Raw genomic sequence first — 15,913 nt, 5'->3', positions numbered from 1 at the left:
GCCGGCCGGCGCATGGCCGGGGTGAGCCGGCCGGCCGGGGTCATCGCGAGCCGGCGTCCCGGACTTCCACCGGACCGGGATGGCGCCGGCGCAACTGGCGCTCCAGGCGCTGGTGCAGCGTGAGCCAGGAGGCGGGGCAGCCGTGGCAGGCGCCACCGAGGCGAACGGTGACGACGCCGTCGCGCACGCCGACCAGTTCGATGGTGCCGCCGTGCGACCGGGCGAAGTCGCCCACGGCCCCGGCGAGGACCTCGCGTGCCGCGGCGTACAGCAGCGCGTCGTCGTCAAAGCGGTCGGGGCCGGCGGCCGGGACCCATCCGGCGGGGTCGGCCAGGGCGGCGTGCAACGCGGTGCGGACCGAGGCACCGTCCTGGGCCCAGCTGCGGCCCGCACCGAGGCGGGTGACGACCGCGGCGGGTTCCATCGTGATCCGGTCGAGCGTGCCGTCGGCCAGCAACGCGGCCAGCGGCGCGGGGACCCGGGCCGGCGGGCCGGTGCCCGGGAGGATGCCGGCCGGGACGATCCAGCGCAGCGTGCCGGGCTCGCCGGGGACCCGCTGGGGGTGGATGGGGACCACCTGCGCTCCTCCTCTTCTCACCCGTCTCTCACCCGTCTCTCACCCGTTCTCACCCGCCCAGCAGGGCGGTGACCGTCCGCGCCAGGCAGGCCATCAGCCAGGCCAGCGCCGTCAGATAGGTGAAGGCGATCACCGGCCATCTCCAGGTGCCGGTCTCCCGGCGCAGCACCGCCACGGTGGCCATGCACTGCAGCGCGTAGACGAAGTAGACGAGCAGCGCGGCGATGGTGGGGGCGGTGAACACCGCCTCCCCGGCGCGGGGCCCGTCGGAGTAGGTCATGTCCCGCAGCGCCCGCGCCGGATCCTCGGGGTCCTCGACGGCCGCGACCTGCCCGAGGGTGGCGACGAACGTCTCCCGGGCCCCCTGGGCGGACAGCACGCCGATGGTGATCCGCCAGTCGAAGCCCAGCGGCTCGAAGACGGGGCCGACCGCACGGCCCAGGCCGGCGGCGTAGCTGTGCTCGACGGTGTAGGCGGACACGGCGACGGGATCGCCGGTGTCGACACCCGCCGCGCGCAGGTCCGCGGCGGAGTGCAGCGGCAGGTTCAGCAGCAGCCACAGGGCGACGGTGGTGGCCACGATGACGGTCGAGCACTTGCGCAGGAAGGCGCGTGCGGAGGACCACACCGCCACCAGCACCGCGCGCGGGGCCGGCAGCCGGTAGGGGGGCATCTCCATGGAGAACGGCACCGCCTGGCCGCGTCGGTCGCCGAGCTTTTTGAACACCCAGGCGGCCGGCAGCGCGGAGACGGCACCCAGCAGGTACAGGCCGAACATGACCAGGCCCTGCGCGCCGAACGGGCCGACGCTGCGGGACGGATCGACCAGCAGACCGATGAGCAGGACGTAGACCGGCAGCCGCGCCGAGCAGGTCATCAGGGGGGCGGCCATCATCGTGGCCAGGCGGTCCCTGGCGGACGGCAGGGTGCGGGTGGCCATGATGCCGGGGATCGCGCAGGCGAACGACGACAGCAGCGCCACGAACGCCCGCCCTTCCAGCCCGAAGCGTGCCATCACCCGGTCCATCACGAACGCCGCCCGCGCCATGTAGCCGACGCCCTCCAGCAGGGCGAGCAGCAGGAACAGCAGCACGATCTGCGGGACGAAGACCAGGACGCCCCCGACGCCGCCGATCAGGGCGTCGCCCAGCAGCCCGGCCGGCCACCCGGGGCCGACATGGTCGGCGACCAGGCCCGACAGCCGTGCGAACAGTGCCTCGACGCCGTCCTGCAGCGGGGCGGCCACGGTGAACACGGTCTGGAAGAACAGCACCATCACCGCGAAGAACACCACCGTGCCCCACACCGGATGCAGCAGCACCGCGTCGACCCGCTCGGTGACCCTGTGCCGCTCCGGAGCCCGGTAGTCCGCGAAGGCCAGCACCGACGTCGCCCAGGCGTCCCGCTCGGCCGGGTCGGTGGGCGGCGTCACGGCCGGGGCCGGCCAGGTACGCCACAGGGCGAGCTGCTCGCGCAACCGCGCGATGCCGTACCCCCGGTGGCCGACCACCGCCACGGTCGGCACGCCGAGCGCCTGGCCCAGCGCGCCGACGTCCAGGCGGCCCTGCCGGCGGGCCAGTTCATCGGTGAACGTCACCACCACACAGGCCGGCAGCCCACGGGCCAGGACCTCGGCGACGAATCCGAGTGATCTCCGCAGCGTGGTGGCGTCCACCACGATCAGCACCGCGTCCGGCCGCCGCACCCCCTCCAGCCGGCCGTCCAGCACATCGACCGCGATCCGCTCGTCCGGACTGACCGGCTCCAGGCCGTACGTGCCCGGCAGATCCTCGATCACGTACTTCTGCCCGCCCGTCCGGCAGACCCCGACGAACCGGGACACGGTCACCCCGGGATAGTTGCCGGTCTTGGCGCGCAGGCCCGTCAGGCCGTTGAAGACGCTGGTCTTGCCCGCGTTGGGGCTGCCGACCAGGGCGATCCGCGGCACCGCGGCCAGGGTCGTCTCCGCACCCGAGGCGGCGTCGTGGCAGCCCGCGCTCACCGCTTCGCCTCCACGACCCGCACACACGCGGACTGCGCCCGGCGCAGGCACACCTCGTAATCCTTGACCCGGTAGACGACCGGGTCACGCAGCGGCGCCCGGCGCACCACCTCCACCACCGCACCGGGGACGAACCCGAGATCGGCCAGCCGGCGGGCCACGGCCGGCGCCCCGCCGGCCACCACCTCGGTCACCGCGGCGCGCGCACCGGGCTCCAGATCGGCAAGAGCACACGCCCCAGCCCCGACGACGGTGACCGACCGGGCACCCGCCTTTTCTTTCTGTTCGACGCCGCCCATCTGCCTCTCCTGCGCCCGCACCAAGAACGCAAGAAAGGTAAGCCTTTCCTTATATTCCAGGCTTGGGCGTGTCGGCCCCGGCGCCTGGGCCGCTCGGCCCTGGAACGGGACCGAGGGACACCAGGCCGGCGCCCCTTGGCGACCGGCCCGAGGGGGCGACGTACTCCATGCGGTGCGTCGGCTGAAGCTGTGACCTTCCTGCCGTGGACGGCCGCCCTGCAGGTCCCCGCCGGTCCAATCCCGCGGACGCTCCTCACGAAGGCGGAGACCGACGGTGCCGCGGAGGTCTCAGCGGCGGTCCGGTTCGGGTGCCGGAGTCAGTACGTGGCGCGGGAGGCCCGCGTCCCGAAGACGACACCGGTGAGGGTCTGGTTGACGTGGCCGAGCCAGCTCTCGCCGTAGGTGTGGAACCCCGCCGACGGGACACCGCCCAGGGCCGCCACGAAGGCCGAGGAGAGGTTCTTGGCGTCCATCTCCAGCCGGCGCAGGCAGCAGTTGAAGAGCACGCTGCCCGAGGCCCGGCCTCCGAGTTCGGCACGGGCCCGGCGCAGGGCGGCAGCGGTCTCCGCGATGAGGTCACCGGACCTCATCACCTCGACCTCCATCCCCGGCATGATCTCGGCGAAGAAGCGCAGGCCGCCGTCCGGCGTCACCGACTGGGGGCTGCGGATCCACGGCCGGCCGTCGATCATCAGGCCCACCGGATACTCCATCCAGGCGCCGACGTCGAGCGCGTCGACGCTCACGCCCAGGGCCTCCGCGTACGCCTCCGCGGCCGGCCGCCCGTCGATCTCGAGGACGGTCCGGGACGAGACCCGCGCCCGCGTGATCCGCAGCACCTTCCCGGTCGGGGTGAACGAGCAGGACTTGACCACCCGGAACGGGACGGCGGTCCGGCACACCATGAGCGCCGCCCCGTGGTGGCTCACCTTGCTGCCCACAGCGGTCCAGGTGCCCTGGAAGGCGAAGTCGTCCCCGGCGGAACCGCCGACGAAGTCCAGCAGCGGTGCCGCGTTCCCCAGCATGTCGTTGACCTGCTCCTCGGAGCCGTGCAGGCCGTCTATCAGAGCGAAGCCGAGGTGATGGGCCGGATCGAGGTGGCGGAGCTGGATGTGGAGGGTGTCCTCCAGTTCCTGAACGGCGGCCATGGTGCCGTACCCCGCATCGCCGTCCAGCTCGCCCAGCGCCGCCGCCGCGTGGGTGATCACACTGTCCGGCAGAGCCACGGCCGTGATGCCACCGGTCCCGTTGTGCAGATCGGTGAACTCCCCGGCGGTGGAGCAGCCGATGACGGCGGCCCGGGGAAAGTGCGCGCTGATGACGGGCGCGACATCGGCGGGGTCGTACGCGCTGGAGGCGAAGTACATCACCGCGACCGGCCGGCGTCCCGACAGCTCACGGTCGAGCGCCGTGAGCAGCCGGGCGACCGCCTGCGGAGCCGGTCCGGTGACATGGGCGCGAGCGACGCCGGTGACGGCGGCGGGAACGGCATGGGTGAACGGCATCAGCGGTCCGCCTTGGTGAGGAAACGTCGGAAGAACTGCCGAAAACCGGCGACGGCCACTTGTTCGCCGTCGGCCGGCTGCGCGCCGCTGTCCTCCGGGTGCGGTGGCCGGGGGAGCAGGTCGTGCGGCGAGGGCAGCAACGAGAAACCCAGCACCAGCAGGACGTCCAGCACCCTGGAGACCACTGCCGGATCCTTCTGCTGGTCCGGGCGGGGGGCGCGCAGGTCGACGCCGAGACGCAGGGCCACCCGGGTGCAGATCACCGCGAGTCCGCGCTCGTCATCGGGGAAGTAGCGGGTGCGCAGCAGGGCGAGGATCACGCTGAGCGGCTCTCCGGGCGGCCAGTCGGTCACGGTGCCCTGTCCGGCGGCCGGAGCAAAGCCGTCGTCCTGCCGCGCATCGCGATGCGGGTGCCACTGACCGTGATCCGGCCACGGTCGCCGGTGATCCGGCTGCCGCCGGGCGGCATCGGCGCCCAGCCGGAGGTGTGCGCTGAGCCATGTGTAGAACGCGATCCAGTCGGAACTGAGCCGGGAACCCCAGTCGCCCTTGTGTATCCGACGCACCGTTTCGAGGAGGGCCGCGCCGAACGACCGGTACCAGCTTTCGTCGAAGCCCTGCTGCTGGATCCCCCCGCCGACGCGGCGCAGGGTCGCTTCGACGGTGTCCGGGGCGTCCTGGGTCATCGCGGCCCACAGCACCGACTGGGCCAGCCTGTTGCACACCGGCCGGCCCGCCTGCGGTGCCAGCTCCCGCATCTGGGGCACGAGACCGGCCATGGCCTCGTAGAAGCTCTCGATGAACTCGCCCTGGTTGCGGGCGAGCAGCTGACAGGAGAGCTGAACTCTGCGGACGCTGTCGGCCGGAGGCCGGTCGACCGCGTACGCCGGACGCTGTGTGCCGCCACCCGCGTGACCACTCATGTCCTCGCACCCCCGCCGCTTCCCCCGCCGGTGGACCCACGAGGGCATCGGCGCGTCGGCTCTGCCGTCGTCACTTCCGTCTGCTCTGCTGCACCGCAGAAGGTAGGCCAGACGGCCGGGTGCGATAACTCGTCAAAAGGAGTGCCGTCGCACTCTCCGTTCGGTCAGGTTCCCGTCACTGTCCGTGCTGGGGGCCGGGTCGCGCAGCAGGGCGACGTACCCGCTGAGCCGGGCCGCCCCGCCGAGGCGAGTCCGGCACCGGCCTGGGACGGGGCAAGCCCCACGGACTGCGTGAAGAACACAGCGCCGACAGGCAGCAGAAGACCGCTGCCCGTCTGGCCGGCAAACGTGGACAGGGCCAGCGCGCACGGCGCCCGGGCTCCGGAAGCATCCTGCGGGCACGGTCCACGAGCTTCCGGCCGGCCGGGCCTGGGCGACTCAGCCGTGTCCACGCAGCCTGTCCAGATGCTCCAGGGCCAGGGCAGCGTGTTGTCCGGGGTCCGTCACCGGATGGATCAGCGCTCGTACGCGGCCACTTGAGTCGAGCACCACGACGGCACGGTCGAACAGAGTGCGTTCCCCCGCTCGCACCTCCGGCACACCCAGTGCCCGGCCGAGGGCCAGGTCCGGGTCACCGGCCAGCGGGTACCCCAGGTCATGACTCTCGGCGAACGCACGCAGATGCCCCGGTGGGTGCGCGCTGACGCCGAGTACCCGGGCGTTCGCCCTGGCGAAGGCCGCGGCCTCGTCGCGCACCGTGCACAGTCCGGTGGTGCAGCCCGCCAGGTGCGGCAGGCGCTCGCCTATGCCGGGTTCGGTGATGAAGAACAGTACGGTCCACTCATGGTCCGGCGACGGCACGGGCACCGCGCCGTGGGTGGATTCGACGATGGTGTGCATTAAATCCCCTGATGTGCGTTCACCCGCGGTGCGTCTGTCACTCCGACTCGGCGTAGCGCTCGAACTCCCATGGCGTCACCAGCCGATGCCATGCGTTCCAGTCGGTGCGACTGCCTCGTATCCCGGCGTTGGTGACGAGTTCGCCCAGGGCCGCAGGAGCGTCCAGTGCTTGATCCCGTTCATGTTCTCCCCCCGTGCGTGAATCACGTTCTCCCCCCCGTGTGTGAAGTGTCAGCCGCCGGTCGTATGCCTGTTCGGCACCGCATGGCCCACAACTGATCCTCGCGACAAGGTCCGCCCCACGCCATCGCCCCAATGGATCATGTATAGGCATCGCCTGAACGTGAAGGAAGAACGAATGGGGGAAACAGAACACGTCGGACGAATCACCCTCGTCACGGATGTCACCCACCGTGAAACGCGCCTACCGGGAAGCCCTCCAGCGTCATCCCCTGACCCGGGACCGCCTCCGCACCGCTCTCGGAGTGCCGCAGGAAGAAGTGGACCACGCCATCGACCAGCTGCTCTCCATAGAGGCCCTGCACCGCATCGAGGGTGAGACACCCCGAGGCACGGTTTTACCGCTCGCGTGGGTGGGGCCGAGGCCCGGATCTTCATGGCTTGTCCCGTCAGTGTCTCCGGCACACCAGGGCACCTCGCGGGACCACAAGCTGAAACCCTTCTCCGGCGCCGTGTTCCTCTCCGCCCGCCGTCTCCCTGATGATCTCCGCGACGGCCTCCGGAGGCACCGGGTGGACTGCCTCTTCAGGGGCCATGCCCATCCGCCGAGCCCCGGCCTCGACCGGGTGCGACGCGACGCTCCGGCACCCGGACTGCCCCGGCCTCGGCGCCGCGGAACCGGTCGGTGATGTGGAGGTGCGGATCCGGTCGGCGCTGTCCGTGGGACTTCCCAGGGACTTTCCGCCGCCTGACGCGGCAAGCCCTCGAAAGACCGAAAGAGCCTCCGCTGCGGGTCAGAGGCCCTTTCCATGGCAAAGCCGCAGGCAGCGGCAGACGAGCCGGGCTGTACGCCGGGTTCTGTTCCCCGGGTTCCTCGCGGAGCCCGGGGCGACGGCCATCCATCTGGGACCGACGTTGCCGCCGGCCTCATGCGGTCCACCCGCGGACATCGGACGGGCAGCCCTCAAGCGTCCGCGCAGAGACACCGGAGTGTCTCCTCTTGACCTTGCTCCGGGTGGGGTTTACCTAGCTGCCCAGGTCGCCCTGGGCACTGGTGGTCTCTTACACCACCGTTTCACCCTTACCGGGGGCCGAAGCTCCCGGCGGTCTGCTTTCTGTGGCACTGTCCCGCGGGTCACCCCGGGTGGCTGTTAGCCACCACCCTGCCCTGTGGAGCCCGGACGTTCCTCGGAAAGCCCCCGGAAGGGCTTCCCGCGGCCGTCCGCCCGGCTCGTCTGCCGTATGGACCATGGTACCGGGCACACCGGTCGGTCCCGTCTGCGCTTCGGTCCGGTCATTCGGTCAGAGGAAGTCCGCCGTCTCCAGGTCGAAGGAGAAGGGTTCGGGGAGTGTGAGGGACTTGCCGAACGGGCGCGTGCAAAGCTCCAGGTAGTCGTCGTTCTCCGGCTCGCTGAACAGCGTGACGGATGAGGCTTCCCGGTCGACGAGCAGGTGGAGGGGGATACCCGCACGGGCGTAGCAGCGGCGTTTGGCCTCGCGGCCAGTCCTGGGCTTGGTCGACGTCACCTCGAGCACCATGGCCACGCCGTCGCAGGGCATCCAGGGGCCGGCGCCTCGGTAGAGGCGCAGGGCCCTGGGGGCGAAGGTGCCGTCCGGAATCACATGATCCTTCGGACATCCGCCTCCGCTCTTCAGCCGCAGGCCCTTGTTCCCGGAAAACTGCATGCTGGTGCGAGACCGCTCGTACACCTGGTTCACGATCAACTCGATGTAGTCCTCGTGGTCCCCGTCCGGCGGCGGTGTCACGACGATCTCCCCCTCGATCAGTTCGGCCCGGAACCCCTCCGGGGTGTCGAGGGACAGGAAGATCTCCAGCAGGCCCTCAGCCGGCGTGATGGGCTCATGAGCCACAGCAGTCATGTCACGCCCCTCCTTCGGTCGCTCGCCAGACTCGGGCATCCCAGGATCACCTGTCCATGAGATCGGGAACCGCTCCCTCGATCGTGGCACACGATCGCGATCCCCGTCAGGCATCAGACCTGCTCCTTGACCTTTACGCAACGTCAACGTCTGTACTGGTCCCCATGCGGATAGGAGAACTCGCCGCGGCCGTCGGCGTCACCACGCGGGCCGTGCGGCACTACCACCACCTGGGGCTGCTGCCGGAGCCGGAGCGGCGGGCGAACGGGTACCGGGACTACACGCTGCGGCACGCGGTCGTGCTGGCCCGGATCAGGCGGCTGACCGAGCTGGGGCTGGGGCTGGCCGAGGTGCGGGACGTGCTCGCGGACGACGCCGGGAAGGACCTCGTCGAGGTGCTGACGGAGCTGGACGAGGACCTGGCGCGGCAGGAGGCGGCGATCCGGGACCGGCGGGCGCGGCTGCGGACGCTGCTGGAGACGGAGGGCGGGCCGAGCGCCGAGGGCCCTCTCTCCCCGGAGCTGGCCGCGCTGTTCCGGGAGATGTCCCAGGTCACCGACTCCCCCATGGCGGCCAAGGACCGGGAGGTGCTCGCGCTGATCGAGACCGCGGCGTCGCCGGAGGAGCGGAAGCGGTTCACGGAGCTGCTCAGCGGTGCGCTGAGCGCGCCGGGTGCCAAGGAGCAGGCGCTCCACGCGTACGCCCTGCTCGACGCGCTCGCCGACGCCGGCCCGGACGATCCGCGGGTGGACGAGGCCGCCCACGCCCTTGCCGCGTGCCTGCCCGTCGGCCTGCTGCCCGAGGGCGTGAGCATCGACCAGGACAACAGCTTCCTGCGGGCCTTCTACGCCGACTTCGCCCCGGCCCAGGCGGAGGCGATCCGCCGGACGCTGCGGATCGTCACCGAAGGGGAGCAGTCGTGAGGGCGGTCGTGAAAGCTCTCGGCATCCCCTGGATTCTCGCCCGGCACGAGCTGAGGCTCCTGGTGAGTCTGGTGCTGTGGCTGGCACGGCGGACCCATGGCGTCCGAGGCGGGACGGCCTTCGGGTACGCGCGGGCGCAGGGCCCGCTGCTGCTCGGGTTCGGGTTCGTCTGCCTGGTCGAGACGGTGATGATGTCCGTGCTGCTGCGCAACTGGCCGGTCGTGCACGCGGTGGTGCTCGTCCTGGACGTGTACACCGTCGTCATCGTCGTCGCCCTGCACGCCGCCTCCGTCGTGCGCCCGCACGTCCTGGAGGCCGGTGCCCTGCGGATCCGCCGGGCCGTCCACGTCGATCTGCGGATACCGCTGGAGCGGATCGCCTCCGTCCGCCGCGAGCTGCGCACCTCCCACGAGCGGGCCGACGGCGAGCTCGATGTCGCCGTGGGCGCGCAGACGACCGTCACGCTCGAACTCACCGAGCCGGTCACCCATGTCACCTTCTTCGGCCGCCGCCGGACGGTGCGTGTCGTCCGCTTCAACGCCGACGACCCCGATGCCCTGGTCCGGGCCCTGACGGCAGCCGGGGAGTGCACCGCGCGGGCCTGAGGGGCGGGCGCCGTACGCTTGCGGCGGAACCGTCCCGAACACCGGACCCGACCACCGAAGGAGTACGTGTGCTCGTCCTGCTGCCGCCGTCCGAGGGCAAGGCCGCTTCCGGCCACGGTGCTCCCGTGCGGCCCGAGTCGCTGTCGCTGCCGGGGCTGACCGCCGCCCGGGAGGCCGTGCTCACCGAGCTGGTGGAGCTGTGCTCCGGGGACGAGGACAAGGCCCGCGAGGTGCTGGGGCTGAGCGAGGGGCTGCGCGGCGAGGTCGCCAAGAACGCCGGCCTGCGCACGGCCGGGACACGGCCCGCCGGGGAGATCTACACCGGGGTGCTCTACGACGCCCTGGACCTGGCCTCCCTCGACGCCGCCGCCCGGCGGCGCGCCGCGTCCTCGCTGCTGATCTTCTCGGGGCTGTGGGGCGCGGTGCGGGTGACCGACCGGATTCCGCCGTACCGGTGCTCGATGGGGGTGAAGCTGCCGGGTCTGGGAGCCCTGTCGGCGCACTGGCGTGCGCCGTTGGCCTCCGTTCTGCCCGAGGTGGCCGGGGACGGGCCGGTGCTGGACCTGCGGTCCGCCGCCTACGCCGCCGCCTGGCGGCCGAAGGGGGAGGTCGCCGGGCGGACGGCGACCGTGCGGGTGCTGCACGCGCCGACCCGGAAGGTCGTCAGTCATTTCAACAAGGCGACCAAGGGGCGGATCGTGCGCAGTCTGCTGACCGACGGGGCCGCGCCGAAGGACCCGGCCGAGCTGGTGGAGGCGCTGCGGGACCTCGGGCATGTGGTGGAGGCCGAGCCGCCCGCGAAGGCGGGGAAGCCGTGGACGCTGGACGTCCTGGTGACGGAGGTCCACTGACCACTGAGGAACCGGCGAAAGCGCGTTGCAGTGTGTGCAACGTGCATTGCGCGCTGCACTCGCCCTGGGCACGATGACGCCATGCCCTCCCCCCTGCCGGCCGGCTCCGTGCTGGACCTCGCCCCCGTCGTGCCCGTCCTGGTCGTCGAGGACGCCGCCGACGCCGTACCGCTGGCGCGGGCCCTGGTGGCCGGGGGACTGCCCGCGATCGAGGTGACGCTGCGGACACCGGCCGCGCCGGCCGCGATCCGGGCCGTCGCCGAGGAGGTGCCGGACGCGGTGGTGGGGGCCGGTACGGTCCTCACGCCGGCGCAGGCGGCGGAGAGTGTGGCGGCCGGGGCGCGGTTCCTGGTGAGTCCCGGCTGGACCGGTGCGCTGCTGGAGGCCATGCGGGCGTCCGGGGTGCCGTTCCTGCCCGGGGTGTCCACGGCCTGTGAGGTCATGGCGCTGCTGGAGCGCGGGGTGCGGGAGATGAAGTTCTTCCCGGCGCGGGCGGCGGGCGGCACCGCGTATCTGAGGGCGCTGTACGGCCCTTTCCCCCAGGCCCGTTTCTGCCCCACCGGCGGCATCGGGCCCGACAGCGCGCCCGGATATCTGGCGCTGCCCAACGTCGGCTGTGTCGGCGGCAGTTGGATGGTTCCCGCGGACGCGGTGGCCGCCCGGGACTGGGCGCGGATCGAGCGGCTGGCCCGTGCGGCGGCGGCGCTCAGCGCAGATGGGACGTGTCGTTGAACAGACGGACGCTCGCGTTGCCGTCCGCGTAGTACGCCACCGCCGACAGCGACGCCGCCGCCACCTCCATGCGGAACAGGGACTGCGGCGGGGCGCCGAGGGCCAGCTGAATGAGCGTCTTGATCGGGGTGACGTGGGTGACCAGCAGGACCGTGCGGCCCGTGTGGGCCGCGATCAGCTTGTCGCGGGCGGCGGCGATCCGGCGGGCGGTCGCCGCGAAGCTCTCGCCGCCGCCGGTGGGTGCGGCCTCGGCGGAGGCCAGCCAGGCGTTCAGGTCGTCGGGGTAGCGCTCGCGCACCTCGCCGAAGGTGAGCCCCTCCCAGGCGCCGAAGTCGGTCTCGCGCAGTCCCTCCTCCACGGCCACGTCGAGGCCGAGGCGGGCGGCGACGATCCCGGCGGTCTCGCGGGCACGGGCGAGGGGGGAGGTCACGACGGCCTGGATCGTGCCGCGCCGGGCGAGCGCCGCGGCGACCCGCTCGGCCTGTTCCCGGCCGATCCCGGACAGCGACGGATCGGTGCCGCCGCTGCCCGAGAAACGCTTCTGCGGTGTCAGTGGCGTCTCCCCGTGCCGCAGCAGCACGAAGGTGGCGGGAGGGCCGAGGTCGGCGGGCCCCCAGCCGGGGGTGGCGACGGTCCGCGCGGCACGGACGTCGGCGTCGGCCCGCGCGGCCGCGTCCGGCGCCGTGGTCCGTGCCGGCGTGGTCCGTGCCGGCGCGGCCTGCGCCGGTGCGTCCGGTGTGTCCGGTGCCGTCGCGGACGCCGGGGCCGGCCCCTGCTCTCCCCGCACTCCCGCGTCCATCGCCTCGTTGGCCAGGCGGTCGGCGTGCTTGTTCCGCTCCCGCGGGACCCACTCGTAGGTCACCCGCCCGGGCGGGAACACCCCGGCCGCCTGGGCCGCCAGCGGCTTCAGATCCGGGTGCTTGATCTTCCAGCGGCCCGACATCTGCTCGATCACCAGCTTGGAGTCCATGCGGACCCGGACCCTCGCCGAGGGGTCCAGTGCGTGCGCGGCGCGCAGACCGGCCAGGAGACCGCGGTACTCGGCGACGTTGTTGGTGGCGACCCCCAGGTACTCCGCGGTCTCGGACAGGGGCTCCCCCGTCGCCGCGTCGAGCACCACCGCGCCGTAGCCCGCGGGACCCGGATTGCCCCGCGAGCCGCCGTCCGCCTCGACGACGAGCTCCCGGCCGGACTCCCGGACGGTCTCCTGCACGCCCACCGCCCCCTACAGACCGGACTCGGCGGTGCGCACCAGGATGCGGCGGCAGTTCTCGCAGCGCACGACCCTGTCGGGGGCCGCCGCGCGGATGTCGTTCAGCTCGGTGATGGCGAGCTCCTGGCGGCAGCCCTGGCAGGTGCGCTGGTGCAGCTTGGCCGCGCCGATGCCGCCGTACTGCTCGCGCAGCTTGTCGTAGAACTTCAGCAGGTCCGCCGGGACGGCGGCGGCGATGACCTCGCGCTCCTTGGTCACGGAGGCCACCTCCTTGTCGATCTCCTCCAGGGCCGCGTCCCGGCGCGCGGTGGCGTCGTCGGCCTTGGCCTGGACGGAGGCGACGCGCTCGGTCAGCTCCTTGACGCGTTCCTGTGCGGCCTCACGGCGCTCCATGACCTCCAGGACGATGTCCTCGAGGTCGCCCTGCCGCTTGGCGAGCGAGGCGATCTCGTGCTGGAGGTTGGAGAGGTCCTTCGGCGAGGTGACCGCTCCGGAGTCCAGGCGCTGCTGGTCGCGCTCGGCACGCTTGCGCACCTGGTCCACGTCCTGTTCGGCCTTGGCCTGCTCGCGGGCGCAGTCGCTCTCCTCCGTCTGCGCGGCCACGAGCAGGGCGCGCAGCTGTGCGAGGTCCTTGGACAGCGACTCGATCTCGGCGTGCTCCGGCAGGGACTTCCGCTTGTGCGCGAGCTGCTGCAGGCGGACGTCGAGAGCCTGGACGTCGAGGAGTCGGATCTGGTCGGCGGGCGCGGCGTTCAGTTGGGGGCTCCTGTCAGTCGGTGGCAGAGGGGGCGCGTGTGGCGCTCCCCGGAGGGGGGACGGCGGGCGACGGGCGGACGGACGCCGCGTGGGCGGTCCACGGGTCGGTGACCGTCGTGGAGACATGGACGCGAAGGCCCCATCCGTGCCGGTCGGAGATCTCGTCGAGCTGGGCGGCGGCCAGCTCGCACCAGGGCCACTCGGTGGCCCAGTGCGCCGCGTCGAGCAGCGCGACCGGACCGCGGGAGCGGTCCGCCGTGAACTCCGACGCCGGGTGGTGACGCAGGTCCGCGGTGAGGAAGGCGTCGACCCCGGCGGCCCGTACGGCCTCGAAGAGGCTGTCGCCGGAGCCGCCGCTGACGGCGACCGTGCGGACCTGTGCCTCGGGGTCGCCGGCCACCCGGATGCCCTGCGCGGTGGCGGGCAGCCGCTCGGCGGCGCGGGCGGCCAGCTCGCGCACGGTCAGCGGGTGGTCCAGCTCGCAGACCCGGCCCAGGCCCCGGCGGCCGGCGGGGTCGGTGGGGTCCGGCACCAGGGGGCGTACGACCCGCAGGTCCAGGGCCCCGGCCAGTGCGTCGGAGACCCCCGGGTCGGCGGTGTCGGCGTTGGTGTGGGCCACGTGCAGGGCGATGTCGTTCTTGATGAGGGTGTGCACCACACGGCCCTTGAAGGTGGAGGCCGCCACGGTCGTCGTACCGCGCAGATACAGCGGATGGTGCGTGACCAGCAGGTCGGCGCCCAGCTTCACCGCCTCGTCGGCGATCTCCTGCACCGGGTCGACCGCGAACAGCACCCGGCCGACCTCCTGGTCGGGGTCGCCCACGACGGTGCCGACCGCGTCCCAGGACTCGGCCCGCCCGGCGGGCCACAGGTTCTCCAGCTCGGCGATGACGTCAGACAGAAGGGGCACGAGTGCAAGGCTACCTGGGTGTTCGCCGTGGCTGCACCGCTGCCGTCGCCCCCCCGTGCGAGGCCGCGCCCGCCGAGCACCGCGGACCCGGTTCCCGGACAGGCACGACCGGCCCCGGTTTCTCAGGCGAATCGTTCCTGGGCCACCCGTATGTGTGAAGCCGCCGCCCGCCGGTCCGCCCCCTGTGCGCACGAAAACTACCGTCCTCACAGGAGGTGACCGAAAAATGACGGCCTGTGTTGTCGAGCCTTCGGCGGCCGGCGAGGACGACGGTGTTCCGCGGGCGGGCTGCACGATCACGGCGGACGGCGCCTACGCCGCCCGGCTCGCCCGCAGCGGTGACTCCTGGTATCCCGAGCGGTGGACGCTGGACGGCCCCGAGCCGTACGCGGTCCCGCTGCCCGGCAGCCGGTCCGAGGAGCCCGGCACGGAAGTGCAGCCGATGGGCGACGGCCGGGTCCTCATCCGGCGGCCGATGGCCGGCCGGCACGCCTTCTCGCTGCTGTATCCGACCGGCCCCGGCACCGGCGAACTGCCGCTCGGCGCCCTCGAGTGCGCGAAGGACGCCCGGCTGCGGCTGCTGCCCCCGGCACCGGGGGGCAGGCGGGCGTACGCGCTCGCCGCGGGCCCGCGCTCCACGGCGGTGTGGCTGGTGGCGGGCGGCGCCCACGGACCCGAGCAGCTGGCCGAGGTGCCGGGCCGCTGTTCGGGCGGGGTCTGGCTGGACCGCACCGGACGGCTGCTCGCCCTGGACCGGCGGGCCGGCGGACGCACCAAGACGGTCGTGGTGGACCTCGAACGCGGCGGCGAGATGTCCCCACTGCTGCAGATCGCGGCCGACAGCAACGACCGGCTGCTGCTCGCCGACCCCGACAGCGGGCTGCTGCTGATCCGCTCGGACGCGCCCTCGCCCGGCCGGGAGCGGCTGGGCTGGGGCATCCTCGGCAGCACGCTGCCGGTGCGCTTTCCGGAGTGCCTGATGCTGCCCGACTGCGTGGTGACGCCGTTCGCGATCCAGCCGGGGCAGGCGCTCACCCCGGAGCACTGCGCGGTGGCGCTGCGCTGCGACGGCGCCTACGGCAGCTGGGTCGGCGTATGGCGGCCCGCGGAGGGCTGGGTGTGCCATCTTCCGGCGCCCGAGGGGTGGTTGACCGGGGCGGGGCTGTGGACGGGCGACGGTGTGCTCCAACTGCCGTGCGCCACCGGGGCGGTGCCGTGCGGGCTGGCACGGTGGACGGCCCCGGCTCCGGCCGGCGCCCCTCACCCGGCCGCGCCCGGGGCGTGGGACCGGGGTCAGGGATTTGGGCCGTGCCCCGACCCCGCGTCGTCTCCCGGACCGCACGGCGAACCACAAGCCGCACATCATCCGCAGCCCTACGCCTACGCCCATCCCTACCTCGACCCCGCTCCCTCCCCCGGCCCCGCCCCCGTTCCCGAACAGAAGGCAGCCGCAACGGAATCAGGCCTTCCGGCCCACTTCGCTCCCCGTCCCGTTCCCCTGCAACAAGCACCTCTGGGGCAGCTTGTAACGAAATAGTGCCGGTTGACGCACTGTCTGAATTCGCCCCCCGGTGCGCTGGTTACACTCGCCCGGCCGTACAAAAGATCATGGTTGACGGGGTGAATTTCTTCCGATGAGCGACGTCAGCACGACCC

15 protein-coding genes and 1 other RNA gene are annotated in these 15,913 nt (G+C 72.6%); 5 read left to right on the top strand and 11 right to left on the bottom strand.

Annotation, left to right across the window (positions count from 1 at the left end; genetic code table 11):
- Positions 1-40: 40 nt before the first annotated feature.
- The 8 genes from ABD224_RS04220 to ABD224_RS04185 all read right to left on the bottom strand — a co-directional run bounded on the left by ABD224_RS04220 (position 41) and on the right by ABD224_RS04185 (position 8,267).
- Positions 41-577, bottom strand: a complete 537-nt coding sequence (locus ABD224_RS04220) for a NifU family protein (protein ID WP_344046887.1) — start codon at positions 575-577, stop codon at positions 41-43.
- A gap of 49 nt (positions 578-626) precedes the next feature.
- Entirely contained in the window at positions 627-2,579 is a 1,953-nt protein-coding gene (gene feoB, locus ABD224_RS04215; RefSeq protein WP_344046885.1) for a ferrous iron transporter B, read from the bottom strand.
- On the bottom strand, positions 2,576-2,878 hold the full coding sequence (locus ABD224_RS04210; protein WP_344046883.1) for a FeoA family protein: 303 nt from the start codon (positions 2,876-2,878) through the stop codon (positions 2,576-2,578). The genes feoB and ABD224_RS04210 overlap by 4 nt, the downstream gene beginning before the upstream one ends.
- Positions 2,879-3,195: 317 nt before the next feature.
- Positions 3,196-4,383 carry an FIST signal transduction protein gene (locus tag ABD224_RS04205; protein ID WP_344046881.1) on the bottom strand — a complete coding sequence of 396 codons (1,188 nt, stop codon included), beginning with the start codon at positions 4,381-4,383 and terminating at the stop codon, positions 3,196-3,198.
- Positions 4,383-5,306 (bottom strand): globin family protein, encoded by a 924-nt coding sequence (locus tag ABD224_RS04200; RefSeq protein ID WP_344046879.1) that lies wholly within the window; start codon positions 5,304-5,306, stop codon positions 4,383-4,385. The genes ABD224_RS04205 and ABD224_RS04200 overlap by 1 nt, the downstream gene beginning before the upstream one ends.
- Positions 5,307-5,744: 438 nt before the next feature.
- On the bottom strand, positions 5,745-6,206 hold the full coding sequence (locus ABD224_RS04195; protein ID WP_344046877.1) for a redoxin domain-containing protein: 462 nt from the start codon (positions 6,204-6,206) through the stop codon (positions 5,745-5,747).
- A 1,011-nt stretch (positions 6,207-7,217) separates the two neighbouring features.
- Positions 7,218-7,620: RNase P RNA component class A (gene rnpB, locus ABD224_RS04190), an RNA gene on the bottom strand.
- Between the two features lie 68 nt (positions 7,621-7,688).
- Positions 7,689-8,267 (bottom strand): Uma2 family endonuclease, encoded by a 579-nt coding sequence (locus ABD224_RS04185; RefSeq protein ID WP_344046875.1) that lies wholly within the window; start codon positions 8,265-8,267, stop codon positions 7,689-7,691.
- 164 nt (positions 8,268-8,431) lie between these two features.
- Between ABD224_RS04185 and ABD224_RS04180 the strand changes: the two genes are divergently transcribed.
- The 4 genes from ABD224_RS04180 to eda all read left to right on the top strand — a co-directional run bounded on the left by ABD224_RS04180 (position 8,432) and on the right by eda (position 11,378).
- Positions 8,432-9,190 carry a MerR family transcriptional regulator gene (locus tag ABD224_RS04180; protein ID WP_344046873.1) on the top strand — a complete coding sequence of 253 codons (759 nt, stop codon included), beginning with the start codon at positions 8,432-8,434 and terminating at the stop codon, positions 9,188-9,190.
- Positions 9,187-9,795, top strand: coding sequence for a hypothetical protein (locus tag ABD224_RS04175; protein ID WP_344046871.1), 609 nt, complete (start codon positions 9,187-9,189; stop codon positions 9,793-9,795). The genes ABD224_RS04180 and ABD224_RS04175 overlap by 4 nt, the downstream gene beginning before the upstream one ends.
- A 68-nt stretch (positions 9,796-9,863) precedes the next feature.
- Positions 9,864-10,646 (top strand): peroxide stress protein YaaA, encoded by a 783-nt coding sequence (gene yaaA / locus ABD224_RS04170; RefSeq protein WP_344046869.1) that lies wholly within the window; start codon positions 9,864-9,866, stop codon positions 10,644-10,646.
- Between the two features lie 81 nt (positions 10,647-10,727).
- On the top strand, positions 10,728-11,378 hold the full coding sequence (gene eda / locus ABD224_RS04165) for a bifunctional 4-hydroxy-2-oxoglutarate aldolase/2-dehydro-3-deoxy-phosphogluconate aldolase (protein WP_344046867.1): 651 nt from the start codon (positions 10,728-10,730) through the stop codon (positions 11,376-11,378).
- On the opposite strand, the gene ABD224_RS04160 is transcribed toward eda, so the two are convergent.
- From ABD224_RS04160 to ABD224_RS04150, 3 genes are read right to left on the bottom strand one after another with little or no spacing between them, the layout of a single operon-like run.
- Positions 11,353-12,591 (bottom strand): bifunctional RNase H/acid phosphatase, encoded by a 1,239-nt coding sequence (locus ABD224_RS04160; RefSeq protein ID WP_344046865.1) that lies wholly within the window; start codon positions 12,589-12,591, stop codon positions 11,353-11,355. The genes eda and ABD224_RS04160 overlap by 26 nt on opposite strands.
- Before the next feature lie 12 nt (positions 12,592-12,603).
- A complete protein-coding gene (locus ABD224_RS04155) occupies positions 12,604-13,347 on the bottom strand; it encodes a zinc ribbon domain-containing protein (protein WP_344047124.1) in 744 nt (247 codons plus the stop codon).
- Positions 13,348-13,360: 13 nt separating this feature from the next.
- Positions 13,361-14,257 carry a Nif3-like dinuclear metal center hexameric protein gene (locus ABD224_RS04150; protein ID WP_344046863.1) on the bottom strand — a complete coding sequence of 299 codons (897 nt, stop codon included), beginning with the start codon at positions 14,255-14,257 and terminating at the stop codon, positions 13,361-13,363.
- A 226-nt stretch (positions 14,258-14,483) separates the two neighbouring features.
- Here ABD224_RS04150 and ABD224_RS04145 point away from each other — a divergent pair, with 226 nt between their 5' ends.
- Complete coding sequence (locus ABD224_RS04145) at positions 14,484-15,794, top strand: hypothetical protein (protein WP_344046861.1); 1,311 nt, start codon at positions 14,484-14,486, stop codon at positions 15,792-15,794.
- Positions 15,795-15,913: the final 119 nt, after the last annotated feature.

Origin of the sequence: Streptomyces thermoalcalitolerans (assembly GCF_039525155.1) — a bacterium.
GTDB classification, from domain to species: Bacteria; Actinomycetota; Actinomycetes; order Streptomycetales; family Streptomycetaceae; genus Streptomyces; species Streptomyces thermovulgaris.
Note: the sequence above shows the minus strand (reverse complement) of the source record. Positions and strands in the feature narration are given on the sequence as shown.